The sequence below is a fragment of the Streptosporangium sp. NPDC001681 genome (assembly GCF_040298085.1).
Taxonomy (GTDB): domain Bacteria; phylum Actinomycetota; class Actinomycetes; order Streptosporangiales; family Streptosporangiaceae; genus Streptosporangium.
Genome location: NZ_JBEOZN010000135.1, coordinates 1 through 25,969 on the forward strand (window position 1 = coordinate 1; position 25,969 = coordinate 25,969).

The 25,969-nt window shown below is 68.9% G+C and carries 21 protein-coding genes and 1 pseudogene; 9 read left to right on the forward strand and 13 right to left on the reverse strand.

Features of this window, described 5'->3' with window-relative positions:
- Positions 1-303 precede the first annotated feature (303 nt).
- The 7 genes from ABT130_RS39130 to ABT130_RS39160 form a co-directional block, all read right to left on the reverse strand.
- Positions 304-1,731: an L-fucose/L-arabinose isomerase family protein gene (locus ABT130_RS39130; protein WP_350923734.1), complete on the reverse strand. Its 1,428-nt coding sequence runs from the start codon at positions 1,729-1,731 to the stop codon at positions 304-306.
- A 40-nt stretch (positions 1,732-1,771) separates the two neighbouring features.
- On the reverse strand, positions 1,772-3,814 hold the full coding sequence (locus ABT130_RS39135; RefSeq protein WP_350964341.1) for a bifunctional aldolase/short-chain dehydrogenase: 2,043 nt from the start codon (positions 3,812-3,814) through the stop codon (positions 1,772-1,774).
- Between the two features lie 51 nt (positions 3,815-3,865).
- Positions 3,866-5,017, reverse strand: coding sequence for an L-rhamnose isomerase (gene rhaI, locus ABT130_RS39140; RefSeq protein ID WP_350964343.1), 1,152 nt, complete (start codon positions 5,015-5,017; stop codon positions 3,866-3,868).
- 142 nt (positions 5,018-5,159) lie between these two features.
- Entirely contained in the window at positions 5,160-6,236 is a 1,077-nt protein-coding gene (rhaS, locus tag ABT130_RS39145) for a rhamnose ABC transporter substrate-binding protein (protein ID WP_350964346.1), read from the reverse strand.
- A gap of 10 nt (positions 6,237-6,246) precedes the next feature.
- Positions 6,247-7,314 (reverse strand): ABC transporter permease, encoded by a 1,068-nt coding sequence (locus ABT130_RS39150; RefSeq protein ID WP_350964348.1) that lies wholly within the window; start codon positions 7,312-7,314, stop codon positions 6,247-6,249.
- Positions 7,304-8,326, reverse strand: a complete 1,023-nt coding sequence (locus tag ABT130_RS39155; protein WP_350923724.1) for an ABC transporter permease — start codon at positions 8,324-8,326, stop codon at positions 7,304-7,306. Before ABT130_RS39155 ends, ABT130_RS39150 begins: the two co-directional genes overlap by 11 nt.
- Positions 8,327-8,390: 64 nt before the next feature.
- Complete coding sequence (locus tag ABT130_RS39160; RefSeq protein WP_350923722.1) at positions 8,391-9,932, reverse strand: sugar ABC transporter ATP-binding protein; 1,542 nt, start codon at positions 9,930-9,932, stop codon at positions 8,391-8,393.
- Positions 9,933-10,153: 221 nt separating this feature from the next.
- Here ABT130_RS39160 and ABT130_RS39165 point away from each other — a divergent pair, with 221 nt between their 5' ends.
- The 4 genes from ABT130_RS39165 (at position 10,154) to ABT130_RS39180 (ending at position 15,502) form a co-directional block, all read left to right on the forward strand.
- Positions 10,154-11,161: a LacI family DNA-binding transcriptional regulator gene (locus ABT130_RS39165; protein WP_350923720.1), complete on the forward strand. Its 1,008-nt coding sequence runs from the start codon at positions 10,154-10,156 to the stop codon at positions 11,159-11,161.
- Between the two features lie 50 nt (positions 11,162-11,211).
- On the forward strand, positions 11,212-12,630 hold the full coding sequence (locus ABT130_RS39170) for a rhamnulokinase (RefSeq protein WP_350964350.1): 1,419 nt from the start codon (positions 11,212-11,214) through the stop codon (positions 12,628-12,630).
- Positions 12,631-13,147: 517 nt separating this feature from the next.
- Entirely contained in the window at positions 13,148-13,798 is a 651-nt protein-coding gene (locus tag ABT130_RS39175) for a lysophospholipid acyltransferase family protein (RefSeq protein ID WP_350964353.1), read from the forward strand.
- Positions 13,799-13,870: 72 nt separating this feature from the next.
- On the forward strand, positions 13,871-15,502 hold the full coding sequence (locus tag ABT130_RS39180) for a penicillin-binding transpeptidase domain-containing protein (RefSeq protein WP_350964356.1): 1,632 nt from the start codon (positions 13,871-13,873) through the stop codon (positions 15,500-15,502).
- 66 nt (positions 15,503-15,568) lie between these two features.
- Here the strand turns inward: ABT130_RS39180 and ABT130_RS39185 are convergent, their stop codons facing one another.
- Positions 15,569-15,859 (reverse strand): DUF3040 domain-containing protein, encoded by a 291-nt coding sequence (locus ABT130_RS39185; RefSeq protein WP_350923712.1) that lies wholly within the window; start codon positions 15,857-15,859, stop codon positions 15,569-15,571.
- A gap of 586 nt (positions 15,860-16,445) precedes the next feature.
- Here ABT130_RS39185 and ABT130_RS39190 point away from each other — a divergent pair.
- On the forward strand, positions 16,446-16,625 hold the full coding sequence (locus tag ABT130_RS39190; protein WP_350923708.1) for a hypothetical protein: 180 nt from the start codon (positions 16,446-16,448) through the stop codon (positions 16,623-16,625).
- A gap of 70 nt (positions 16,626-16,695) precedes the next feature.
- Positions 16,696-19,914 carry a S41 family peptidase gene (locus ABT130_RS39195; RefSeq protein ID WP_350964358.1) on the forward strand — a complete coding sequence of 1,073 codons (3,219 nt, stop codon included), beginning with the start codon at positions 16,696-16,698 and terminating at the stop codon, positions 19,912-19,914.
- A gap of 303 nt (positions 19,915-20,217) precedes the next feature.
- Here the strand turns inward: ABT130_RS39195 and ABT130_RS39200 are convergent, their stop codons facing one another.
- Positions 20,218-20,613: a VOC family protein gene (locus ABT130_RS39200; protein ID WP_350923703.1), complete on the reverse strand. Its 396-nt coding sequence runs from the start codon at positions 20,611-20,613 to the stop codon at positions 20,218-20,220.
- Between the two features lie 448 nt (positions 20,614-21,061).
- On the opposite strand from ABT130_RS39200, the gene ABT130_RS39205 reads away from it, so the two are divergent.
- Together ABT130_RS39205 and ABT130_RS39210 are read left to right on the forward strand one after the other, a co-directional pair.
- Positions 21,062-21,187: a hypothetical protein gene (locus ABT130_RS39205; protein ID WP_350964360.1), complete on the forward strand. Its 126-nt coding sequence runs from the start codon at positions 21,062-21,064 to the stop codon at positions 21,185-21,187.
- A 481-nt stretch (positions 21,188-21,668) separates the two neighbouring features.
- Positions 21,669-22,208, forward strand: coding sequence for a DUF6461 domain-containing protein (locus tag ABT130_RS39210; protein ID WP_350964363.1), 540 nt, complete (start codon positions 21,669-21,671; stop codon positions 22,206-22,208).
- Between the two features lie 331 nt (positions 22,209-22,539).
- Here ABT130_RS39210 and ABT130_RS39215 read toward each other — a convergent pair whose 3' ends face one another.
- From ABT130_RS39215 to ABT130_RS39230, 4 genes and pseudogenes are all read right to left on the reverse strand, one after another.
- Positions 22,540-22,719, reverse strand: a complete 180-nt coding sequence (locus ABT130_RS39215) for a hypothetical protein (protein ID WP_350964365.1) — start codon at positions 22,717-22,719, stop codon at positions 22,540-22,542.
- 155 nt (positions 22,720-22,874) lie between these two features.
- Entirely contained in the window at positions 22,875-23,180 is a 306-nt protein-coding gene (locus tag ABT130_RS39220; protein WP_350964368.1) for a hypothetical protein, read from the reverse strand.
- Between the two features lie 242 nt (positions 23,181-23,422).
- Positions 23,423-24,103 (reverse strand): hypothetical protein, encoded by a 681-nt coding sequence (locus ABT130_RS39225; protein WP_350964370.1) that lies wholly within the window; start codon positions 24,101-24,103, stop codon positions 23,423-23,425.
- A 239-nt stretch (positions 24,104-24,342) separates the two neighbouring features.
- Positions 24,343-24,506: pseudogene (locus ABT130_RS39230) on the reverse strand (helix-turn-helix domain-containing protein); the annotation flags it as partial.
- 422 nt (positions 24,507-24,928) lie between these two features.
- Between ABT130_RS39230 and ABT130_RS39235 the strand changes: the two are divergent.
- Positions 24,929-25,645, forward strand: coding sequence for a leucine-rich repeat domain-containing protein (locus ABT130_RS39235; protein ID WP_350964373.1), 717 nt, complete (start codon positions 24,929-24,931; stop codon positions 25,643-25,645).
- The last annotated feature ends 324 nt before the right edge of the window (positions 25,646-25,969 follow it).

Consider the following 25,969-nt stretch of genomic DNA (forward strand, 5'->3'; position numbering starts at 1 on the left):
GCGAAGGCCGTGACGAACGCGTCGAGACCGTCGTCCAGGGCGGTTCGCAGGTCCCGCTCCAGCCGCCGCCCGGCGGCGGGACGGCCCGGAAGGCCCAGGTCCCGGAGCCGACGGTGTAGACCGTCGCGGAGGTGTTCTCGGGCATGGGCGGATGGACCCCGAGCCGTAGGGGGCCGGGGGCGGCGTCGGATGGGTGGCGGGTGGTTCACCCCTGCGCGGGGCGCTTTCCCCGAAGCCGCGGGCCGCGCCGTCGCCCGGCGGAGCGGTCATTCCCTCGGGAGAGCCGGCCGGCGGGGCCGCGCCTCAGGGCTGGACGTGGACGACCTCGATGCCGAGCAGGTCGGCGACCGCGCGCAGCTCGGCCAGCCGGTGGCCGGTGCCCAGCGCCCAGTGATGGGAGATGCCCGTGGCGCTCCACGCGTCGGTCCACTCCCCCGGGTCGCAGCCGAAGTCCACCCGCGAGGTGGTGTTGCCGATCCGCAGCAGCGGGCCCTCCACCGTGACGCCCTCGGAGACCACGAAGGCGAACGTCCCGTCGCGCCGCTGCAGCAGGCCGAGCGTGGTCACCGGACCGTGCGCCACGTCGAACTCCACCGAAACGCCCCACCCGCGCTTGCCGTGGTAGACGCCCAGCCCGCGCAGCAGCGGCCGGCGCGCGCTGATCGCCAGGTGGGCGGGGCCGTCGTGACCCATCTCCACATGACCGCGCGCGAAGTCCAGCGCCTGCAGTTCGGTGAACGAACCGCCTGCCCCGATCCGGTCCATGACCAGCATGGCGAGCGAGGTACGCAGCTCGTACTCGCCGGCCGTGGGGATGCCCCGCGCGGTCAGCAGGGACGAGCCCAGGATCATGCCCGCGCCCAGCCGCTCGTGGATCTCCCCGTCCAGGCCCCGGTGGTAGTAGGCCAGGCTGTCGAGGGCGAAGTCCTCCACCAGCCGGTCCAGCCCGACCGAGACCCGCGCGGCCCAGGCGAAGTCCTCGTCGTTGACCGTGTCGGCCAGCTCGAAGACCTCCCGTGCCAGACCGGTACGCTCCTTGACCTCGGCGTCGGTGACCTTCTCCACCCGCACCCGCAGGTCGTCGAACTCCAGCACCTCCACGTGCCCGCCGAGGTTCACCGGCACCAGGGTCAGGTCGGTGGCCACGTCGAGCATGCCGGGGTACAGGTGCCCCATCAGCCCGTGGCGGCCCCGGCGCAGCGCGGCGCGCACACCGGCGGCCCGCACCCATCGGCCGATCTTGGCCCAGGCCCGCTCGTCCTCCAGGTACCCCGACACCGACCGGAAGGGGATGCCCGCGCGGATGAAGGTGTTGGCCATCTCCGGCAGCGGGCACGCCCCGCAGTAGGCGAGCCACTGGCCGGTGTCGAAGGTCGCGTGGTCCATCGACTCGCTGGGCTGGAGATTGATCAGCAGTACCGGCGCGCCGCTGCGCTGCGCGACCGGCAGGAGCATCGTCGCGGTCATGTACGTGGTCAGGAAGCCCACGATGATGTCACAGCCGGCCTCGCGCAGCCTCTCCGCCGCGACCGCACCCTCCTGGGCGTCGGAGATGAAGCCGACGTCGACGACGTCGCAGCCCAGCTCCCGCATCCGCGCCGAGACGCGCTCGGAGGAGCGCCGGAGCTGCGGGAGCAGGTCGGGGAACTGCGGCCAGTAGGCTCCCAGCCCACCGGCGACCAGTCCCACCTTCGTGCGGGGCGGGGCGATCCGATCCAGGACCGTGGTCAAGACGTTCTCCTCTCACCGGGGATTGCCACGGGAAGCGGGGTCAGCGCAGGAAGGCGGCGGCGACGCCGGCGTCCACCGGGATGTGCAGGCCGGTGGTCTGGGTGAGCTGGGTCAGCTGGAAGACCGCGGCGGCGATGTGCTCGGGCAGCACCTCGCGCTTGAGCAGGGTGCGCTGCGCGTAGTACTCGCCCAGCTTCTCCTCCTGAACCCCGTACACCGCCGCCCGGTTGGCCCCCCAGCCCGAGGCGAAGATGCCGGAGCCGCGCACCACCCCGTCGGGGTTGATGCCGTTGACCCTGATCCCGTACTGGCCCAGCTCGGCCGCCAGCAGCCGTACCTGGTGTGCCTGGTCGGCCTTGGCCGCCCCGTAGGCCACGTTGTTCGGCCCGGCGAACACCGCGTTCTTGGAGGAGATGTAGACGATCTCCCCGCCCATGCCCTGGTCGACCATCACCCGGGCGCTCTCCCGCGAGACCAGGAACGAGCCACGGGCCATCACGTCGTGCTGCAGGTCCCAGTCGGCGACGCTGGTCTCCAGCAGCGAGCGCGACAGCGACAGGCCGGCGTTGTTGACCACCAGGTCCACCCCGCCGAACGCCAGCACCGCCGCCTGGAGCGCGGCGATCACCTGTGCCTCGTCGGTGACGTCCACCCGCACGGCGGTCGCCACGTCCTCGGCCCGGTAGGCCCCGGCGCCGAGCTCGGCGGCGACCTTCTCCGCGGCGTCCAGGTCGCGATCGGCCACCACCACGCACGCGCCCTCGGCGGCCAGCCTGCGGGCGGTGGCCGCGCCGATGCCCGAGCCGCCCCCGGTGACCAGCGCGACCCTGGTGGCCAGCGGCTTCGGCGCCGGCATCCGGCGCAGCTTGGCCTCCTCCAGCTCCCAGTACTCGATCCGGAACTTCTCGCTCTCCTCGATCGGGGCGTAGCGCGACAGCGCCTCGGCGCCGCGCATCACGTTGATCGCGTTGACGTAGAACTCCCCGGCCACCCGGGCGGTCTGCCTGTCCCGGCCGAAGGAGAACATGCCCACCCCCGGCACCAGCACGATCGCCGGATCCGCGCCGCGCATGGCGGGCGAGTCGGCGGTGGCGTGCCGGTCGTAGTAGGCCGCGTACTCCTCGCGGTAGGCGGCGTGCAGCTCGCGCAGCCGGGTGACGGCGTCGTCGAGCGGCGCGCCGGCGGGCAGGTCGAGCACCAGCGGGGCCACCTTGGTGCGCAGGAAGTGGTCGGGACAGGAGGTGCCCAGCGCGGCCAGTTCGGGGTGACGCTCGCGGGACAGGAAGTCCAGCACCTCGTCGGTCGCGGTGTAGTGGCCGACCTGCGCCACGTCGGTGGAGGCCAGGCCGCGGATCACCGGGAAGAGCGCGGCGGCCCGCTCACGCCGGGCCTCCTCGGGAAGCGGCTGGTAGCCGGGCCTGACCGGGCCGAACGGCTCGGCCGCGCCGTGTTCGGCGATGTGGGCCTCGGCGGTCCGGATGATCCACAGCGAGTTGGCCTCGCACTCCTCGGAGGTGTCGCCCCAGGCGGTGATGCCGTGGCCGCCGAGGATGCAGCCCACGGCCTGCGGGTTGTCCCTCTTGATCGCGGCGATGTCGAGGCCGAGCTGGAAGCCGGGGCGCCGCCACGGCACCCAGACCACCCGGTCGCCGAAGATCCGTGCCGTCAGCGCCTCACCGTCGGCGGCGGTGGCGATCGCGATGCCCGCGTCCGGGTGCAGGTGGTCCACATGCGCCGCGTCCACCAGGCCGTGCATCGCGGTGTCGATCGACGGCGCCGCGCCGCCCTTGCCGAAGGCGCAGAAGTCGAACGCGGCGACCATCTCGTCCTCGCGCTCGACCCCCGGGTAGACACCGCTCAGGGCGTGCAGCCGGTCCAGCCGCAGTACGGCCAGGCCCGTCTCGGCCAGCGTGCCGAGGTCTCCCCCGGACCCCTTGACCCACATCAGCTCCACGTCGGAGCCGGTCACCGGGTCGACGGCCACGCCCTTGGCCGAGGTGTTGCCGCCCGCGAAGTTGGTGTTGCGCGGGTCCGCACCGAGCGCGCGTGACCGCTGCAGCAGTTTCTCAACCGGCGTTCTCATGAAATATCCCCCAACGAATGAACCGTGTTCTCAGCATGCGAGGCGCGGGTCTCAGGCGCCCCAGCCGGCCTGGGCACCGCCGACGCGCTCGGCGGCGATCTTCTCGAAGTACCCCGAGCGCGCGTAGGCGGCCATCGGGTCGGGGTCCAGCCCCCGCTCGGCGCGCACCTCCGCCAGGAGCGGACGCACATCGGTGTTGTAGGCGTCCATGAACACCCCGTTGGCCCCCAGCACGTCACCGGCGGACTGCGCCGCCGCCAGCGCCGCCCGGTCCACCAGCAGCGCCTTGGCCGTGGCCTCCTGCACGTTCATCACCGACCGGATCTGCCCGGCGATCTTCGGCTCGATGTTGTGGCACTGGTCCAGCATGAACGCCACGTCCTCGGTGTATCCGCCACCGCGAATCACCTCGAACATGATACGGAAGAGCTGGAACGGGTCGGCGGCCCCCGCCATCAGGTCGTCGTCGGCGTAGAAGCGGGAGTTGAAGTCGAACCCGCCCAGCTTGCCCTCGCGCAGCAGGAACGCCACGATGAACTCGATGTTGGTGCCCGGCGCGTGGTGCCCGGTGTCGACCACCACCTGAGCCTTGGGGCCGAGCTTGACGCAGTGAGCGTAGGCGGTGCCCCAGTCGGGCACGTCGGTGGTGTAGAAGGCCGGCTCGAACAGCTTGTACTCCAGCAGGAAGCGCTGGTGCTCGCCCAGCCGGTCGTAGACCTCGGCCAGCGACTCGGCCAGCCGGTCCTGCCGGGAACGGATGTCGTCCTGGCCGGGGTAGTTGGTGCCGTCGGAGAACCACAGCTTCAGCGTGTCCGAACCGGTGGCGTCCATGACGTCGACGCATTCCAGCAGGTGGTCGGTCGCCTTGCGCCGCACCCGCGCGTCCGGGCTCGTCACGCTGCCCAGCATGTAGTCGTCGTCCTGGAAGACGTTGGAGTTGATCGCGCCGATCCGTACTCCCAGGTTCGACGCGTGCGCCGCGAGGTCGGCGTAGTCGTCGACCTTGTCCCAGGGGATGTGCAGCGCCACACTCGGCGCGGCGCCCGTGAAGGCGTGCACCTGGGCGGCGTCCGCGAGCTTCTCGTACGGATCCCGGGGCACCCCTCGCTGGGCGAACACCTTGAACCGGGTACCGCTGTTGCCGTACGCCCATGACGGGGTCTCGATGGCCTGCGCCAGCAGGGCGGCCTTGATGTCGCTCATCGAAGCTCCGGGGCCGTGACAGCCCCTCCTCCTATCTTCCTGATCCAGTGGGGGTACGCGGTCCGACCGTTCCGGCGCGCACGCCGGCCGGTCCCACCGGGGCACGGCGCGCGGGTCGGGCGGGCCGTGCCGGTGGTGTCGGTCAGAAGTCGAACTGGTCGATGTTGGCCTTGTCGAAGACGAAGGGCGGGCCCAAGATGATCTCCCCGTCCTTGCCGATGGTCCGCTCGCCGAGCCTGCCCGCCTTGAGCACCTCCCCCTCGGCGCCGGTGATCTGCCCGGAGGCCAGCGCCGCGGCGGCGTAGGAGGCCAGGTAGCCCAGGTCCTTGGGGTTCCACAGCGCGAACTTCTGCACCGTGCCGTCCTTGACGAACTGGCGCATCTGGTTCGGGGTGCCCAGACCGGTCAGCACGACCTCGCCCTTGTACTTGGAACCGGAGATGTAGCGGGCGGCGGCGGAGATACCGACCGTGGTCGGGGAGATGATGCCCTTCAGGTCGGGGTAGGCCTGCAGCAGTCCCTGGGTCTCCTGGAAGGACTTCTGGTCGTCGTCGTCGCCGTAGGCGACCTTGACCAGTTTCATCTCCGCGTACTCGGGCTTGCCCAGTTCGTCCTTCATGAACTCGATCCAGGTGTTCTGGTTGGTCGCGTTCGCCGTCGCCGACAAGATCGCCACCTCGCCCTTGCCGCCGATCATCTCCGACAGCAGTTTCACCTGGCTGCGTCCGATCTCCTCGGAGTTGGCCTGGTTGATGAAGAGGTCACGACAGTCCTTGGAGGCGTCGGAGTCGTAGGAGACGATCTTCACCCCCTTGTCGCGGGCCTGCTGGAGCGGGCCGCACACCGCGTTGGCGTCGTTGGCCGCGATCAGGATCGCGTCGTGGCCCTGCTGGGTCAGCGTGTTGATGTAGGACACCTGGGAGGAGGCCGAGGCGTCGGAGGGCCCGACCTCCTTGGCCTGTCCCTTGAACTCCGCGGCCGCCTCGATGCCCGCCTTGTCGACGATCGTCTCGTAGGGGTTGTTGATCTGCTTGGGCAGGAACGCGATCTTCAGCCCTTCCTTGATCGGCGCGTTCGGATCGGCCTTGGCCGGGGCCGAGGATGCCGGGGCCGCCGAACCGGCCGAGTCCTTGGTGGTGCCGCCGCAGGCGGCGAGCCCGAGCGAGAGCAGACCGGCCATGACCGCGGTCGAGGCGGACCTTCGCGAAACAGTGAACATAAGCGCTTCCTCAGGATGCGGGGGGTGTGGGCGATGGGACAGGTGACGGGCGGCGCCGGCGTTGCCCTATGACGGCAACGAGACGCGGGGTGATCACCGAGATGATCAGGAGAAGTCCGGTGACGATCGACTGGATCTCCGTCGACACGTCGTTGAGCATGAGCAGGTTGCGGAGAAGGCCGATGAGCAGCACTCCGGCGATCACCCCGCCGAGGGTGCCCTTGCCGCCGTCGAAGTCGACGCCGCCCAGCAGGACGGCCGCGATGACGGCCAGCTCCAGGCCCATGCCGTTGTCGGCGCGGGCGCTGCCGTAGCGGAGGGTGAAGACCACTCCGGCGAAGGCGGCGACCGTGCCGGAGAGCACGAACAGGATGAGCTTGATGCGCTTGACCCGGATGCCGGCGAACAGCGCGGCCTCCTCCTGGGCGCCGATGGCGAACAGCGAGCGGCCGAATCCGGTGGCGTGCAGCACGACGCCGGTGATGATCGCCAGCAGGACGAACAGCGCCACCGGGTAGGGGATCGGGGTGCCGGGAACATCCTCCACGGCGAGGGAGACGTACTGCTGCGGGAACTCGGCGATGGCCCGGTCCCCGAGCACCACGTAGGCCAGGCCCCGGTAGAGCGCCAGCGTGCCGATCGTCACCGCCAGTGACGGCAGTCCCAGCCTGGTCACCAGCAGGCCGTTGACAAGGCCGCATACCGCCCCGACCACGACCACCAGCGGGATGATCGTCTCGATCGCCCAGCCGGCGTCCCACAGGGTGCCGACCAGCGCGCTCGACAGGCCGAGCACGGAGGCCACCGACAGGTCCACCTCGGCGGCGACGACCAGCATGGTCATCGCCAGTGCGATCAACGCGATCTCACCGAGGTCGCCAAGGGCGAAGGACAGGTTGTCGACGCCGGCGAAGCCGGGCGATCCCACCGAGCCGCCGATGAAGACGAGCACCAGGAGCAGGCCGACCAGCACGTCCCAGCGGAGGAAGCGGCCTGGCGAGCCACGGTCCGGCAGCCCGGCGAGGAGCGGAGCGGCCGTGTCCGCGGCGCCGGTGGCGGACTTCACGTCAGGAGCCATTTCGGAAGTTCCTCCTCCGCAGTACCCTCGCGACCCGCAGGGCGAGCAGCCGGTCGACGCTGATCGCCAGAAGCAGCAACGCGCCGGTGATGGCCTGCTGCCAGAACGGGCTGACCTTGAGCACCACCAGCGCGCTGGTGATCGTGGTGAGCAGCAGCGCGCCGAGGGCCGCGCCGTATACGGTGCCGACACCGCCGGTGATCGCCACGCCGCCGACCACGACGGCGCTGACCACCTGGAGTTCCCAGCCGTTGGCGGCGTCGGCGACGACGGTGCCGAACCGGGAGAGCCAGAGCACCCCGGCCAGGCCGGCGAGCGCACCGCTGAAGAGATAGGCCGCCATGACGCGGCGCCGCACGGACACACCGGCCAGTGCCGCCGCCTCCGGGCTGGAGCCGATGGCGTAGAAGTCCCGGCCCGAGGCGTAGGAGCGCAGGTAGTAGCCGACGGCCAGCATCACCAGGACGGCGATCATCGGCAGGTACGGGATGCCGAACACCGTGCCGTTGCCCAGCGACAGCAGTGCCGGAGGAAGGTCGACGGCGTTGATCTGCCTGCCGTGGGCGATGTAGTGGTCGACGCCCTGGATCACGTACAGCGTGCCGAGCGTCACCACCAGGGCCGGGACTCGGCCGACACTGACCAGCAGGCCGTTGACCAGTCCGCAGAGCGCGCCGAGCCCGACGCCCAGGACCACCGCGAAGACGATGCCCCTGCTGTGGTCGGCGGCGAGGAAGTCTCCGACGGTAAAGGCCACCAGGCCGACGACCGAGCCGACGGACAGGTCGATGTTGCGGGTGATGACCACGACGGACTGGCCCACGGCGAGCAGCACCAGGATGGAGGCGTTGAGGAAGATGTCCTTGACGCCCTGCTCGGACAGGAAGTTGCCGTTGACGCCCACGGTCACGATGACCAGGACGGCCAGTGCCGCCACGATGCTCAGCTCGCGGGCCCGGAAGACCAGGTCCACCAGGTTCCGGGTGCTCCGCCCGGCGGTGACGGCGCTCATGGGGCCTCCTCCGTCCGCCGCATGACCCGGGCACCGTGCTTTCCGGCGCCCTCGTTCCTGTCGATCACGAGGTCCCTCCGGTCGCTGCGGTCATCACGCTCTCCTCGGTGGCCCGCTCCCGCGGGATCTCGGCGACGAGCCGCCCCTCCTGCATGACGAGCACCCGGTCGGCCATGCCCAGCACCTCGGGCAGGTCGGAGGAGATCATCAGCACGGCGAGCCCGTCGGCGGCCAGCTGGGACAGCAGGCGGTGTACCTCGGCCTTGGTGCCCACGTCGATGCCCCGGGTGGGCTCGTCGATGATGAGCACGTCGGGCTTGGTGGACAACCACTTGCCCAGCACGACCTTCTGCTGGTTGCCGCCGGAGAGCACGTTCACCGCGTCCGACAGCCGGTTGAACTTGAGCTGGAGCCGGATGGCCCAGTCGCGGGCGCGGTCCCGCTCGGCGGCCCGGGAAATCACCGGGCCACGGCGCAGCGCCTTCAGGCCGGTGATGCCGATGTTGCGCTCGATCGAGTGGTCCATCACCAGCCCCTGCTGACGCCTGTCCTCGGGGACCAGGGCCAGGCCCGCGGACATCGCGGCGGTCGGGGACGCGGGCGGCAGCCGCTCTCCGTTGACCTCCACGGTCCCGGCGTCCCAGCGGTCCACTCCGAAGATGGCCCGGGCGACCTCGCTGCGTCCGGCACCGACCAGCCCCGCCAGTGCCACGATCTCACCCCGCCGCACCTCGAAGGAGACGTCGGTGAACACGCCCTCACGGGTGAGCCGGCCGACCTTGAGGGCGACCTCGCCGACCTCGGTCTCCTGCTTGGGATAAAGGTTGTCGAGGTCGCGGCCGACCATACGGCGGATCAGGTCGTCATGGGTCAGGCCCGCGACGGGTTCGCTGGCGATCCAGCCGCCGTCGCGCAGCGTGGTGACCCGCTGGCAGAGCTCGAAGATCTCGTCCAGGCGGTGCGAGATGAACAGCACCGCGCACCCCTGCTCGCGCAGCGCCTTGACCACGTTGAACAGCCGGGTCACCTCGTTGCCGGACAGCGCCGCGGTGGGTTCGTCCATGATCAGCACCCGGGCGTCCCGGGAGAGCGCCTTGGCGATCTCCACGAGCTGCTGGTCGGCGATGGACAGGCCGCGGGCCGGCTGCTCGGGGTCGAGCGCCACGCCGAGCCGTTTGAACAGCTCGGCGGCCCGGCCGTGCATGGCCCTGCGGTCGATGCGGCGGAGCGCGGCCTTGGGCTGCCGGCCGATGAAGATGTTCTCGGCGACCGACAGGTCTGGGAACATCGTGGGTTCCTGGTAGATCACGGCCACGCCCGCCTGCTGGGCGTCGGCGGGACTGCCGAATTCCACCGGCTCGCCGTCCAGCAGGACCTGCCCGGTGTCCGGACGGTGCACCCCGGCCAGGGTCTTCACCAGAGTGGACTTCCCCGCACCGTTCTCCCCGGCGAGCGCGTGCGCCTCTCCGGCGTAAAGGTTCAGAGAGACCTCGCGCAACGCCTGCACGGCGCCGAACGCCTTGCTGACCCCGGCCAGTGCCAGGACCGGAGGGGCCCCGCCGGGGGACGGCCCGAGTGGCGCCTCCCCTTCGCCCGGTGCGGTCACCGCGCCACACCCCTTCCCTGCTCTAAAAACGTTTTAGAAGACTGACCGGACGCTAAACCGCAGCGTCAGACATTGTCAATGGGTGGTGAAGGTCTCGTTTCCAACGCGTTACGACAACTACGCAGGCAGGGGGATGGTGGGCCCGTCGCCATCTTTGAGTAGGGTCTTGCCGACATCGCGTAACACGTTTTAATCTATGCCGGGTCAAGGGGGGACAGCAGGTGAGCGGCGTCGGCATCAAGGAGGTCGCTCGGGTCGCCGGGGTCTCCCCCGGCACGGTGTCCAACGTGCTCAACCGGCCGGAGCGGGTCGCCCCCGAGACCCGGGAGCGCGTCAGGCGCGCGATCCGCGAGCTCGGCTTCGTCCGGCACGGCTCCGCCTCGACGCTGCGCGCCGGGCACAGCCGGACCATCGGGCTGTCGCTCATGGACATCGGCAACCCGTTCTTCACCGACGTCGCCGCGGGCGCCGAGGACGTCGCCAGCGAGCTCGGCTACGCGGTGATCCTCGGCAACTCGGGAGGTTCCCGCACCAAGGAGGAGCACAACCTGCGCGTGTTCGCCGAACATCGGGTACGCGGCGTGCTGATCACGCCGTCGGACGACGATCCCCGGCGGCTCGACGGGTTGCGCGAGCACGGCATCAGCGTGGTGCTGGTCGACCATCCGGCGTACCGGCCCGACCTGTGCTCGGTGAGCGTCGACGACGTGGCGGGCGGCCGGCTGGCCACCCGCCACCTGCTGGAGCGCGGCGCGCGGAGCATCCACCACATCACCGGCCCGCTGGCCATCCGGCAGTGCGCGGACCGCAGACGGGGCGCGGAGCTGGCTCTCGCCGCCGCGGGTCTCGCCCCGGCGACCGCGCTGGAGACGGTGGAGATGCCCGCGATGACCGCGCGGGCGGGCCAGGAGGCGGCGGAGCGGCTGGTCCGCTCCGGGCGGCTGCCCGAGGCGATCTTCTGCGCCAACGACATGCTCGCCCTCGGTGTGCTGCGCGGCCTGCACCAGGCCGGGGTCGGCGTGCCCGGCGACGTGGCCCTGATCGGCTACGACGACATCGACTTCGCGGTGGCCTCGGCGGTGTCGCTGAGCTCGATCCGTCAGCCCACCTACGAACTCGGGCGGATCGCCACCGAACTGCTGCTGGACGAGTGCGGCAACCCCGGCGAGCACGCCCACCGGCAGATCATGTTCCAGCCCGAACTGGTCGCCCGCGAGTCCACCGGCTGAGCGGCGGACGGAACGGCGGCGGCCACCTGACCACGAGTGGTGAGTGACAGATGAGCGTTTACGCGGCGGTCGACCTGGGAGCCTCCAGCGGCCGGGTGATGACGGCGCGGATCGAGGGCGAGCGGATCAGCCTGACCGAGGCGCACCGCTTCGCCAACCGTCCGGTCCGGGTCGACGGCACCCTGCACTGGGACATCCTCGCCCTCTATCAAGGGGTGCTCGACGGGCTTCGCGAGGCCGGGCCGGTCGACTCGATCGGCGTCGACTCCTGGGCCGTCGACTACGGGCTGCTCGACGGCACGGGCCGGCTCATCGGCAACCCGGTGCACTACCGCGACCGGCGGACCAACGGGATCATGGAGCGAGTCGTCGCCGATCTGGGAGCCGACACGCTCTACCAGGTCGGCGGCTTGCAGTTCCTGCCGTTCAACACCGTCTACCAGCTGCTCGCCGAGCCGGGCCTCGACCGCGCGGAGACGCTGCTGATGATCCCGGACCTGCTGACCCGCTGGCTGACCGGTTCCGTCGGCGCGGAGGTCACCAACGCCTCCACCACCGGCCTGTACGACGTGCGGACCGGCGACTGGGCCCGAGGGCTGGCGGAGCGACTGGGCCTGCCGGCCGGGCTCCTGCCGGAGCTGCGGCACCCCGGAGCGCCCGCCGGGACGCTCCTGGCCGAGGTGGCCGCGGAGACCGGGCTGCCGGGTTCCACCCCGGTCACCGCGGTCGCCTCACACGACACCGCCTCTGCGGTGGCGGCGGTGCCCGCGAGCACCGAGCGGTTCGCCTACATCTCCTCCGGTACCTGGTCGCTGGTCGGGCTCGAACTCCCCAGGCCCGTCCTGACCGAGGAGAGCCGGCTGGCCAACTTCACCAACGAGGGCGGCCTCGACGGCACCGTCCGGTACCTGCGCAACGTGATGGGCCTGTGGATCCTGCAGGAGTGCATGCGCACCTGGGGCGAGACCGATGTGGCCGGCCTGCTCGACGCCGCCGCGCAGGCCGTCCCGTTCCAGGCGGTGGTCGACCCCGACGACCCGGTCTTCATGCCCCCCGGCGACATGCCGGCCCGAATCGCGACCTACTGCGAGCGGACCGGCCAGCGGCCCCCGCAGGGACGGGCGCAAACCGTACGGTGCGTGCTGGAGAGCCTGGCCCTGGCCTACCGGCGCACGCTCCGCGACGCTGTACGCCTCAGCGGCCAGGAGGTGGAGGTCGTGCACGTGGTCGGCGGCGGTGCCCGCAACGCGCTGCTCTGCCGGATGACCGCCGACGCGACCGGCCTGCCCGTGGTCGCCGGGCCGGTGGAGGCCGCCGCCCTCGGCAACGCCCTGGTCCAGGCCCGCGCCCAAGGGGTGGTCTCCGATATCCGCGCCCTGGTGCGGCAGAGCGAGCGGTTGGTCACCTACCTTCCCGAAGGGGGCGAGGAGCCATGGGCCCGTGCGGAGGCCCGGCTGGCCGGCCGCTGAGCCTCCCCCGCGGCGCCGCGCCGGCGGTCCCAGCGGCCGGTCACCAGAAGTCTTGAATCTCCTCCTCGCGCGGCGAGGGCGGCGGAGTCCGATTCCCACCGTGAGCTGCGAGTGACCGGAGGCCGCCGGCCATGGCTGACACGCCGGTGACGGGAGAAGCGGAATAACCACCGGCGGACGTCCGTTAGAGTGATCGTGCCGATGTGGTTTGTGTCCCCCGGGCCGCAAATTACCGCCTTCACGGAATACCGTTCGGCTGGAGCCGTGTTGTGCCTCTCGCCGAGGAGGCGACCGCCACATCGGCACCAAAACATCGCGTCCCGTGGGCCCCCCAGGCTCGCGGGACGCTTCTTTTTCATCGGGCCCGGCCGGAGGATTTCGTCGGGCTCGCCCCGGAAAAGAGCCACGCTGTTGGAGGAGGGCCACAAACCCGGCGGCTCCGCTTGTGCGGGTGCGTACAACCGTCGGCCGTCGGGCCACCACCTAGTGTGGTGAACCCGTCTCATGAGGAGAGTCCGTGCTCTATCGCCTGACCAAGACCGTCAGCGCTCCGATCCTGCATCTGCTCTGGCCGACCACGGTCACCGGGCATGAGCACGTTCCCATCACGGGTCCGGCCATCATGGCCTCCAACCATCTGTCGATCCTCGACTCGACCTTCCTGCCGCTGGTGCTCAAGCGCCAGGTACGCTTCGTCGCCAAGGCCGAGTACTTCACCGGTAACCCCGTCACCGCGATGTGGATGCGCGCCACCGGCCAGATCAGCATCGACCGGCAGAGCCCCACCTCGGCCCAGGACATGCTCGACGCGGCGGCGAAGGTGCTCGGCGACGGCGAGCTGTTCGGCATCTACCCCGAGGGCACCCGCTCTCCCGACGGCCGCCTCTACCGGGGCAAGGTCGGCGTCTCCTGGCTGGCCCTGGCCACCGGCGCGCCGGTGGTCCCGGTGGCGATGGGGGGCACCGACAAGGTGCTGCCGATCGGTGCCGCGAGGCCCAGGCCGGGCCGGGTGAGCGTCCGCATCGGCAAGCCGATGACCTTCACCGGTTCCGAGACGAGCGCGCGCGACCGGCGCAGGGTGACCGACGAGATCATGGCCGCGATCCAGGAGCTGTCCGGGCAGGAGTACGTGACGAGCTACGCGCCCAGCCGTACACAGGGCAAATGATCATTTATCGGAATATTTCGCGCAGGTCACGCTAGGCTGCGGCGCTGGGGCACCGAGAGCTGGGGGGATCACGTGGCACGAGGTAGAACTATCGCGATCACATCGGCGGCCGTCGTGCTGGTGGCGGGGGCCGCCGGCGGCGGCGCCTGGTGGTACCTGCACACCAGGGGCACGCCCGAGGAGACCGCACAGCGATTCGTCGGCGCCTGGCAGAGCGGCGACCTGGCGGGCATGCGCGCCGAGCTGGGAGCGCCGGACCCGGCGTTCGCCACGACGTACGACAACATGCGCAAGGCCCTGGCCGTGGAGAACACCGTCGTACGGCTCGACGGGGTGCGCGAGACCGGGGACGGCACCGGCCAGGCCTCCTACACCGCGACGCTGAAGCTGAAGGACGTCGGTGAGTGGAGTTACTCCGGCAGCGTCGACCTGGCGGTCGTCGACCGGCACTGGCGGGTCAGGTGGTCGCCCAGTGCCGTCCACCCCGACCTGACCGCGACCACCGCCTTCGCGCTGAGAACGAAGTGGCCGGAGCGTGCCGCGATCACCTCCGCCGACGGTGCCCGCATCGACGGCGCCGACGTGGGCGGCTCGGTGCAGCAGCTCGTCGGCTACCTGGAGAAGGCCACGGCGAAGAGCGTCGCGAAACTGGGGGTCCCCTACAAGGTCGGCGACGCGGTCGGCGCGAGCGGGTTGCAGAGCACCTTCCAGAAGCGCCTGGCCGGCACCCCCGACACCGAGGTCGAACTCGTCGGCGCGGACAAGAAGACCGTCAAGACGCTCGGCAAGATCGAGGGCGAGGCCGGCGAGAACCTGGAGACCAGCTTGGACATGCGGGTCCAGCGAGCCGCGGTCGAGGCGGTCCGCGACCTGAAGAAGACCACCGCACTGGTCGCGATCAAACCCTCGACAGGCGAGATCCTCTCGGTGGTGAACAACAAGGGCGGCTTCAACCGGGCACTGGACGGCAACTATCCCCCCGGCTCGACCTTCAAGGCGATCACCGCCGTGGGGCTGCTGGCCGAGGGGATGAACCCGGGCGATCGGGTCACCTGCCCCAAGGACGTCAAGGTAGGCGGCCTGCCGATCCGTAACTCCCACCACGCCGCCTACGGTTCGGTGTCGCTGTCCGACTCCTTCGCCCACTCCTGCAACACCACCTTCGCCCCCCTGGCCAAGGAGCGGCTGGGCGCCGACAAGCTGCTGAGCACCGCGGAGCTGTTCGGTTTCAACAAGCAGCTCAGCATCGGCGTCCCGGCCACCAAGGGCAGCTTCCCCAGGGCCCAGAGCGACGCGGAGCTGGCCGCGGAGTCCTTCGGGCAGGGCCGGATCACCGCCAGCCCGCTGATGATGGCCTCGGTGGCCGCCGCGCTGGCCGACGGCACCTGGCGCCCGCCGACCCTGGTCCCCTCGATCAAGCAGAAGGCGGAGCCTCAGGTGCTCCCCGAGGCCGTCATGTCCGGCATGCACCAGATGATGTCCGCGGTGGTCACCAAGGGAACGGCCAAGGACGCGGGCCTGCCCCAGGGCACCCGGGGCAAGACCGGGACCGCCGAGTACGGCGCGCAGGGCGACCTGAAGACCCATGCCTGGTTCATCGGCTTCCGCGGCGACCTGGCCTTCGCGGTGATCGTCGAGGAGGGCTCCGGCGGCGGGGCGGTCGCCGCCCCGGTGGCCGCCGACTTCCTGCGCGCCCTCGGCTGACGGACGGCCGCGATCGCGGCGACGGTCACGGAGGCCCACAGAGGGGGCCGCCGGCGACGGCTGTTGTCACAGCGGGAACGCGGCGGCCGCCTCGTGGCGCAGAACCATGATGAGAAGCGTGGCGATCAGCGTCGCGATCAGCAGCCAGCTGAACATGATGATGACCGTCGAACGGCGCAGGCGCCTGGCAGAACGCCCCCGGCCCTTCTTGGCGCCGCGTTTGCGGCCACCGCCACCCTCCTTGCGCTGGACACGCTCGTTGAACGACTCCAGCCGCGCGGCTAGCCGCGGATCCTCATCGACGAGATGGCGCTCGATCTGCAGCAGCATGCGCTCCTCGTCTTGTGACCAGGCCATGCATCACCTCCCCGGAACGCAAGCCATGTGCCGACGTTCTGCCCAATCGTGAAGATCATTATCCGTTCTGAGGGCTGCGATTTACCTCTTCTTTTCGCAGGCGCAATCCAAGCACGCGATCATGCCCTCCCCCGGGGCCGGAAGGGCCGCGGCTCAGGTGTCGGGCGATTCCCAGCCTTCTCCGCGATCTCGACATTCCCGCGGCCCGGATCACCGCCATCGGCCGCCCCGGGAACAACTCCTCCCGCACGACGTCAGCAGAGCGTCAGGTCGGCCTGGCGGAATGCCGGTGGCACGCTCATACCGGACAACCTCGAAGGCGACCTCACACTCCTGGCCGCCGCCGTCCGCTACGACGAGCCCGGCGCGTACGACACCGGCGCGGCGGTTACGAGGACGAGCGCCCTCGCCGGAGCCCCCGGCGGCGAGGACCGCACATGATTCGACGCGTCGACCGACACCCCCCTCGACCACGCACCGCATCCGTAACCGCACAGATTGTGGGTGGTTGATGCCCGTAAAGGGTATTAAACCCCTCTGAGTGCCTAATCAAGGGCGTCGTCCATCAAGCACAACGGGGGAAACGATGACGGACACCAAGAACACCAAGGACAGTAAGAACAAGGCGGCGAAGAGCTCGGGTAAGAGCAAGAAGGCCGCCATAAAAGCGACACGCTCCGCCAAACAGGCGAAGAAAGAGGCCGGACAGCCCGAGACCAGGTTGCCCGAGACGGGGCCCGCCCACCCGGGTGGACGAGCCTCCTAGCCACCGAGGACGTGAAATCATGATCGGGCGACCGGCATGAAACCCGGTCGCCCGATCATGGAGTGACACGATGCCCGCCTACCTTCGTTTTCCGACGATCTTCGGCAACATGGTGGTCTTCGCCGCCGAGGACGACCTGTGGATGGTCACCGCCGGCGGCGGGCGGGCCTTCCGGCTGACCGCCGGGGTGGCCGAGGCGGGATACCCGCGTTTCTCCCCCGGTGGCGACCGGCTCGCCTTCGTCGGCCGCGAGGAGGGGCCCGAAGAGGTCTACGTGATGCCCGCCGACGGTGGCGCGGCCCGGCGGGTGACCTACCACGGTGCCCGGTCCAGCGTCACCGGCTGGGATCCCGGCGGCGGCATCGTCTACGCCAGCGACCAGGGCCAGCCCTTCGACGGCCGCAACCGGCTGCACCGGGTGGAACCGGATGGGATGCCCGAGCTCCTGCCGTACGGCCCGGCCAACACCATCTCCTACGGCCCGCGGATCGTGCTCGGCCGCAACACCGCCGACCCCGCCCGGTGGAAGCGCTACCGAGGCGGCACCGTGGGCGATCTGTGGATCGAGACCGGCGACGACGGGCGGTTCCGGCGGCTCACCGCGCTCCCCGGCAATCTCGCCTCGCCCTGCTGGGTCGGGGACCGGGTCTACTTCATCTCCGACCACGAGGGCGTGGGCAACGTCTACTCCTGCGACGCGAACGGCGGCGACCTGCGCAGGCACTCCGACCACGCCGACTACTACGCCCGCAACCTGTCGGGCGACGGCCACCGGCTGGTCTACCACGCCGGGGCCGAACTCTATCTGGTGGAGGACGGCGAGTCGCGCCCCATCGAGGTACGGCTGCGCAGCTCGCGTACCCAGCTCAACCGCCGCTTCGCCTCGGCCGAGAACTTCCTGGACAGCGCCACGCTCAGCCCCGACGGCAGTGGCCTGGCCATCACCACCCGGGGCAAGGCGTTCTCCTTCGCCGCCTGGGAGGGTCCGGTACGCCAGCACGGGGAGCTGTACGGGGTGCGCTACCGGCTGCTGAACTGGCTCAACGACGGTGAGCGGCTCGTGGCGGCGGCCAGCGACGAAGGCGACCGCGAGGTGCTGGTGGTGCTCACCGCCGACGGCTCCGCCGACCCCGTCAGGCTCGACCACCTCGAGGTCGGCCGCGCCACCGCGCTGGAGGTCTCCCCCACGGCCGACCTGCTCGCGGTGGCCAACCACCGTAACGAGCTGATCCTGATCGACCTCACACCGGAGAAGTCCCCCAGAACCTCCAGGCGGAAAAAGAGTCCGGCACGGGGCAGGACCGTCGACTCCAGCGTGTTCGGCGCGATCGAGGACCTGGCCTGGTCACCCGACGGCCGCTGGCTCGCGTACGCCTGCCGGGACACCGCGCAGACGACGGCGGTGAAACTGTGCCAGGTCGAAACAGGCGAGACCTTCTTCGCCACCCGGCCGGTGCTGCGGGACACCCATCCCGCCTTTGACCCGGGCGGCGACTACCTCTACTTCATCGGCCGGCGTGTCTTCAATCCCGTCTACGACGAACTCCACTTCGATCTGGGCTTCCCGCTGGGCTCCCGTCCCTACGCGATCGCGCTCCGCACCGACGTCACGTCTCCCTTCGTCCCCAAGCCCCGGCCTCTCACGGACGACGACGGCGACGACGACGACGAGAACGAGGACGAGGAGGTGCCCGAGGTGGTCATCGATCTCGACGGCATCGAGAACCGGATCGTCGGCTTTCCCGTCCCCGAGGGCCGCTACGAGGGCATCGCCGGCATCAAGGGCAAGGCCGTCTACCTGACCTTCCCCGTCGAGGGCAGCCTCGGTGACGACTACGCCGAATCCTCCGAAGGCACCCTGCACGTCTACGACTTCGCCAAGCAGAAGCAGGAGACCATGGTCGGGGACGTGTCGGAGTTCCGGCTCGGCCGTGACCAGAGCACGTTGCTCTACCAGGCGGGCAGGCGGCTGCGGGTGGTCAAGGCGGGCGAGGAGCCTGAGAGCGACGAGACACCGGGCCGGACGAGCGGATGGGTGGACCTGTCCCGGGTCAAGGTGTCCATCCGCCCCGAGGCCGAGTGGCGGCAGATGTTCAGGGAGGCCTGGCGGCTGCAGCGGGAGAACTTCTGGACCGAGGACATGGCCGGGCTCGACTGGGACGGCGTCTACCTGCGCTACCTGCCGCTGGTCGACCGGGTCACCACCCGAGGGGAGTTCTCCGACCTGCTGTGGGAGCTCCTCGGCGAGCTGGGCACCTCGCACGCCTACGAGAGCGGCGGCGCCTACCGGCCCCGGCCGCACTACCGGCAGGGCAAGCTGGGCGTCGACTGGGCCTTCGAGGACGGCGTCCACCGGATCGCGAAGATCGTCGGTGGTGACCGGTGGGACCCCGAGGCGACCTCGCCGCTCAACCGTCTCGGAGTGGACGTACAGCCGGGTGACGTGGTGCTGGCCGTCAACGGCCAGCCCGTCGGCGCCGAGGTCAGCCCCGACGAGCTGCTGGTCAACCAGGCCGATCAGGAGGTCCAGCTCACCATCCAGCGCGGGGACGAAAGGCGGACCGTCACCGTCAAGGCCGTCGACGACGAGCAGCCGGGCCGCTACCGCGACTGGGTGGAGGCCAACCGAGCCCGCTGCCACGAGCTCAGCGACGGCCGGATCGGCTACCTGCACATCCCCGACATGGGCCCGGAGGGCTACGCCGAGTTCCACCGCGGCTTCCTGACCGAGTACGACCGAGAGGCGCTCGTGGTGGACGTCCGCTTCAACCGCGGCGGCCACGTGTCGGCGCTGCTGCTGGAGAAGCTGGCCCGGCGCCGCCGGGGTTACAACTTCCCCCGCTGGGGCGTGCCCGAGCCCTACCCCGAGGAGTCACCGCGCGGCCCGATGGTGGCGATCGCCAACGAGTGGGCGGGCTCCGACGGCGACATCTTCAGTCACACCTTCAAGCTGCTCGGCCTGGGCCCGCTGATCGGCAAGCGCACCTGGGGCGGGGTGATCGGCATCTGGCCCCGGCATCACCTGGCCGACGGGACGGTCACCACCCAGCCGGAGTTCTCCTTCGCCTTCGACGACGTGGGCTGGCGGGTGGAGAACTACGGCACCGATCCCGACATCGAGGTCGACATCACTCCGCAGGACTACGCGGCTGGTGTGGACACCCAGCTGGACCGGGCGATCGAGGTCGCCCTGGAGCGCCTGGTCCTGCAGCCGCCGCACACCCCCAACCCGGCGGCCCGCCCCCGGCTCGTGGTGCCGCGCCTGCCACCCCGCCGGCGTTCCCGCTGACCGCGAGCCGGCCCGGGCTCGGGCACTGCCAGGCCGCCCAACAAATCGATCGTTCTCCTGGAGGCCGTCTGCCGTCCTGCTGAAGACGGTCGATCGATCAAGGAGACGAAAAGGGACGACCAGGTCATCGTGCTCGACCGGGGCCGCGCACCGGCCACGTCACCGGCCGCAGCCCGCTCGGCGAGCCGCTGGAGAGCTGTCCGGAGATGCGGCGGCTGTGCAGCGAGGAACCCGCCGCCGAAGCCGTGGCGGATCCCGCGTCACGGGCACGCGGGATCCGCCATGGCGAGCCGGGTGGAGGAATCAGGCGAGGTTCAGCTGCCAGGAGACGCCGAAGCGGTCGTTGGTCCAGCCGAAGCGCTTGCTGAAGCCGTAGGAGCCGAGCGGCATCAGCGGCTCGCCGTTCTCCGACAGCGCCGCGTACAGGCGCTCGATCTCCGCCTCCGACTCGCACTGCACGTACAGCGAGACCGACGGGGTGAAGGTGAACGCGTGCGACACGTAGCTGTCGATGGCCATGTACTCCTGTCCCGCCAGCGTGAACGTGGCGTGCTGCACACTGCCCTCCGCGCCGGGCCCCTCGGGGCCGTAGCGGGCAATGGCCAGGATCTCCGCGTCGTCGAACAGCGACATGTAGAACGTCACCGCTTCTTCTGCCGCGCCCTCGAACATCAAGAAAGTAGTGATTTTTTGTGACATCGGGTGGACTCCTAGCGAGGTGCGTTAAAGGTGATGATGTTCCTGGCGATGGGAACGGCCTGCTCGTCAGCGGCCCCGGCTCCGGACCGGATCGCCAGGAACGTCGGCGTGCGCACGCGAAGACTATTTCAGTTTCCCCTTATATAAGTCAAACTCGATATAGCGGCGGGATCGCCGCCCAGAGGTGAGCAGCTGACGAGACGTCGGCGAGGAGACCGGATCCGCCTCCCAGCTGGGCGCCTCCGGGCCGGCGAGCACTCCGGGCGAGGTTCATCTGTTTCCCGCCCCGCACCCTGGAGCACCCCGGGCCGCTGGAGTCTGCGGTAGCGCTACGGCCACCGGCCCCGACCGTTCACGGCCTCTTTGGGGTGCTTCGCATCGGCGCCGGCCACTCCGCTCTCCGAGGGGGCTACCTCTGCGGCCAACCACGCTCGGAACGTTCACGGTCATGCTTCAGAGCCAGGCGTACGGCGAAGTAGATGACCAGGAACTGTATGAGAGCGCCAAGCAGCATAAAGAGCACGCTCACGCCCGTGGCGCCGAAATTCATGATCTCTCCCTCATCGCCGTGTGATCAGCCTGCCCGCCCTGGCCCACGCTGTCCATCGTCGATCCCACGACAGGCGCTGCCTTCAAGCCGGTGATGCGGCGCCGAAGCCAGTGCCACCCTCATGATCGCCTGATGCAGGCTGATCTCCGTACGGGGTCGAGGGCAATCGACGGTCTGCGGCTTCGTTCCTAATGACGGTGTGGGCGCGTTCCCCGACACGGTCGCGGGGTTGGATGCCTTCTTCGTTCCAGGATCTTCGAGATCTCTTGGCTGAGGCTGGTGCCGGCGCTCCGAACGGCCGGACGGGAACGCGCCCACACAGGTTGAGCCCCTTTCACACGTTGGTGAGCGACCAGCTCTGGACGGGACCGGGGCAGCACCCAAAGCACCGGCCAGGGCGCCACGAAAGCCAATAAGCGCCGTCCACTTATAATCCGATGATCACAGGTGAATCCTGCAAGGCCAAGGACCACTTTGGTCGGCCAACAGAAAAAGGGGAGCGCCGGTGAGCTGCGCAACACCGACGGATTACGCCTGGTTCATCGAGGAGTACGAGAAGGACAGCGACCTGATCGGAGTGATGTTCGTGCGGGGCCTGTCCCCTGAGGAGGCACTACACCGGATAGGCGCCACCCCCGGTGACATCTCCCGAGAATGGGGCATCGCCGCCTACGCGGCAGACGGAGGAGCGGTCCTGATCGACTACCACTGCCAGGATCTCCCGGAGGCGCTCTCCCATGAGACGCAGACGGCGAGGCTCATCACCGGCATCACCATGGACGAGCACTTCGTCTACTCGGTCGACGAAGTGGTGACCACACGGTTCGAGCCGTTCTTTCCCAGCGAGCGGAACGGCAGCGATCCGGACCGTCTGCTGGCCCATATGCGGGATCTGGGCATGCCGTTGGACGGGGAGGAGTTCACCGACACACGGGTCTCCACCGCTCTCGCCATCGCCCTGGCCGCACGGGCCACCGGGGTCACCTTCACACCGACTCACTACGCGGCGGCGCCCATCGTCGGATCCATTGACTGCCCGGACTGATCGAGGATGAGCTACCCGTTGCATTTCCCGTTGCAGCCCCAGGACGTTCCAAGCGGTTCAGGATGGACCGCCCACACCCACTGACCTGCATTGAACTGTCCGGAACAGCGCAAGATCGATCTTTTAATCCGTAGGTTCCGGGTTCGAGTCCCAGGCGTCCTGTCACTCCTGGCCAGGAATTAAGGACCTGTGCTGAATCTTTGCTCCTGTCGGTCTTTCCCGGCACATGCGGCAGGTTAGGGAGGTGCGCGCTGAGATCCTCCAAGGTGGCGGCCAAGAGGCCTGGCCGTATAGCCACGAGTACGGCCAAAGGGACGAACGACGGCGAAACTCAGCGAGCGTCCACGGACATCGCGCCCAGCTGACCGCCGTCGATCTCGGCCTGCCCGACCCGGTTGCGCAGTGACTCCGACCCGATGCCCAACTGCCGGGTAACGCGAGTGATGACGCCGAACGACTCCCCGGCCTGCTCAGCGGCCTCCTGCACCATCCGAACCGCCCGCTCTTCCAACTCCGGCGGATACCGACGCTGGGCGGGGTGCGACGAACCAGATCGACTCCACGAAAGCCGGGGAACATCAAAGCCTCCAGCAATCCCGGCGCGGTTCAACCCCGACGTACATGCGAACATCGACGACCTTCATCCCATTGACGACGGACCACCGCTCATCGCTGGCGATCTTGTTTCACAGCGAGCACCGTGTACCACGTCAAGGGCACGAAGGCGAGTGCGTTAAAGGCGACCACCAGCGATGAAGCCCAACCCATGGCCCGAGGCAGGTTGATCATGACGATGAAGGCAGCTATCAGCAGGAACGACCAAGCAGACGGCCGCGCCGAGCGTTGATCGCGCCGACGATACCAGCTCGGCAACCGATCGGTCCTCAACATGTACAGGCCATGCGCACCGAGTGCGCAACCGAGCAGAAGGGCGACCCATGGGAGCACGTTCACCAACATATGCAAGGTCATCGGTCGTCTCCGTAGCTCGGGAGAGGGAGAGAGTAGACCGCCCACTCATCAAGAAGATGTCCGATCTCACTTGGTGCTTGACACGGCTTAGACGATCTTCTCTTCCCAGTATGCGCTTTGGCCTTGATCCGGGACATTTCCTGCGTGGCGGTCCGGACCACGACCTTGAGGGTCTCGTACTCGTCGTGAACGGTGACGTGTAGGGACGCTCCGCCGGCCGGGCGCCCGGATGGCGAATGATCTTAGTTGTCCTGCAGAGCCTGATGGAGTCGTGTCACAGCTGCCTGGGCGGCGGACTTGGTGAGCGAGGGGTCGAACTCACCGACATTGCCGTCATGCTCCAACGCGATCATGGTGTTCCCCACCCGAATGATCACAACGTCGATCGCGACCATCATGCTCGCCGCCAGCTCGGCGTCCCGCTCCAGATTGCTGTCGGGGAACCCGCTGCGGAACTTGATTCCATACACGCCGTCACCGAGCCGACCGATCGACAGCTTGCGGATGATGTCTTTAGAGCCGTCCGTCTTGACCGTGATCTTGCGGCAATGGCGGACCATGGCCTTGGCCGCGCGTTCCAAGGCGGAGATCTCGCTGGCGGTGCCGCTCACGATGTATTCGCTGATCCCCTCCCAGCGGTCCTTGTGCTTCAACCCTGTCGCGGCCTCGGCCCGATAAACCGCAGCGATGCTCTTGACGGCTGTGCCACATTCCTTGACGCGGGCGAAGGTGGGGCTCAGCAGACCACTGGTGCGGTATCCGCGACGGGTGAACTCGCTCCCGAGATCCTCCGGCGAGAGGAGGGCCGCCTTGAGCGGATCGGGAGACCTCGGAGCAGACGACTGCCCAGCCAGGGCAGGACTCGGCACCAGCAGCGATCCAGCTAAGACGGTCGTCAGAAGAAACGAATACTTAGTGATCACCCCAGCCACTCTAGGGGCACCCTTCTCAACGATGGGAGGGGCACCTGTAGCGATCCAACAACGATCTACGTCCGTGATTTGGACCGCCAGCATGGAGGCGCATAGTGCTGTCCCTTCCGGCCGACATTCCTGGTGCTCACTCGCCCGGAGCGCTGTTCAAACTGACCGATAGACACTGCTACTCGTCATCGACACAATCATGGCGGCTGATGGCGGCCCCCTTATCTGCGGGCTTTGACTCGGTGTGAGCGGTCGGCCAGCGCGCCCAGCCGCCTTCTCGATACCGGCGCACCCAGGTGTGCACCGACTGACGTGAGACCCCGTACCGGCCTGCCACGTCGGTGACCCGCGCTCCAGTCAGGACTTCCCTGACCGCGTGATACCGCTGTTCCACGATGCTCAGCTCTACCAATGCCATCTGAGCTCCCCCGAGGCGCCGACAACGCCACGATCAGGCACAGAAGAGGATCAAGGTGTCAAGCAGCAAGCGAGACAGGAAACACTGTCGTGACTCGCTTGCTACTTGACGCAATGGCATCGGATGATGCTTGACACGGCCTAGGACGATCTTCTCCGCTTGGTGGCCCTCCACTCGGGGTGGCGCGAGGAGCCCGGAGTGGTCCCGCGAGACGGCCGCAACGGCAGGCGGTTCTCATCAATGACGGCCACCTGCGGCCGGGCCGTCCCATGACTTACAAGTCGTTCTCCAGTGCCGGTCTCTAGCGTCGTCGTCGACCCTCGTGCCCGAAGCGGCTGAGGAGGGGGCGGAGACCGGTACGGCGCAGGGGCGAGCCAGGCGCGTGAGCGACAAGGAGAAGAGAGATCATGATGGAGTCCGAGGCAGGCCAAGCGATCGCCGTCACACGGATCATCGAGTGCTTGGCGTACGGATCGACCCGCCTCGACCTGTCCGGTCTCTGGCTGAGCACGGTGCCCGAGTCACTCGCCCAGCTCACCGCCCTCAGATGGCTCGACCTGCGCGGCAACCAACTGACCGCTCTGCCCGAGTCGCTGGGAAACCTCACCAACCTCAGATCTCTCAACCTGGGCGACAACCAACTGACCGCTCTGCCCGAGTCGCTGGGAAACCTCACCAACCTCAGATCTCTCAACCTGGGCGACAACCAACTGGCCACTCTGCCGGAGTGGCTGGGGAACCTCACCGCCCTCACCATCCTCGCCCTGGACCGAAACCAACTGACCGCTCTGCCCAAGTCGCTAGGGAACCTCACCGCCCTCACCTGGCTCAACCTGGAGGACAACCAACTGACCGCTCTGCCGGAGCGGCTGGGGAACCTCACCGCCCTCACCATCCTCAACCTGGACCGAAACCAACTGACCGCTCTGCCCAAGTCGCTAGGGAACCTCACCGCCCTCACCTGGCTCAACCTGGAGGACAACCAACTGACCGCTCTGCCGGAGCGGCTGGGGAACCTCACCGCCCTTGAACGGCTCAACCTGGGCGGCAACCAGTTGACCGCTCTGCCGGATTCTTTGGGGAACCTCACCGATGCCGCCCGGTTCGGCCCCGATGGTCGCTAACCGATTGCGGTCCCGCACTTTCTGCGCGCCTTTAGCCAGAACATCGCCGCGTGAGATAGCGCTGTTCCACGACACTCAACTCCACCAATGCCATCCCGGCCTCCCCGAAGCGCAGGCAACGCCACGAGCAGGCACAGACGACGATCAAGGTGTCAAGCATCAAGCGAGGCCAGAGTGTCAACCATCAAGCGAGACAGGACAACACGCTGCCGCGGAGCATTGCCGAATTAATCTTGTATGGATCAAGGCGGCGGCGCGGCGCGCCGCCGCACGGCCCTCCCACCGCCCGCCGTCCGGGCGTGCGGGGGGGGGGGCGGGGCCGGA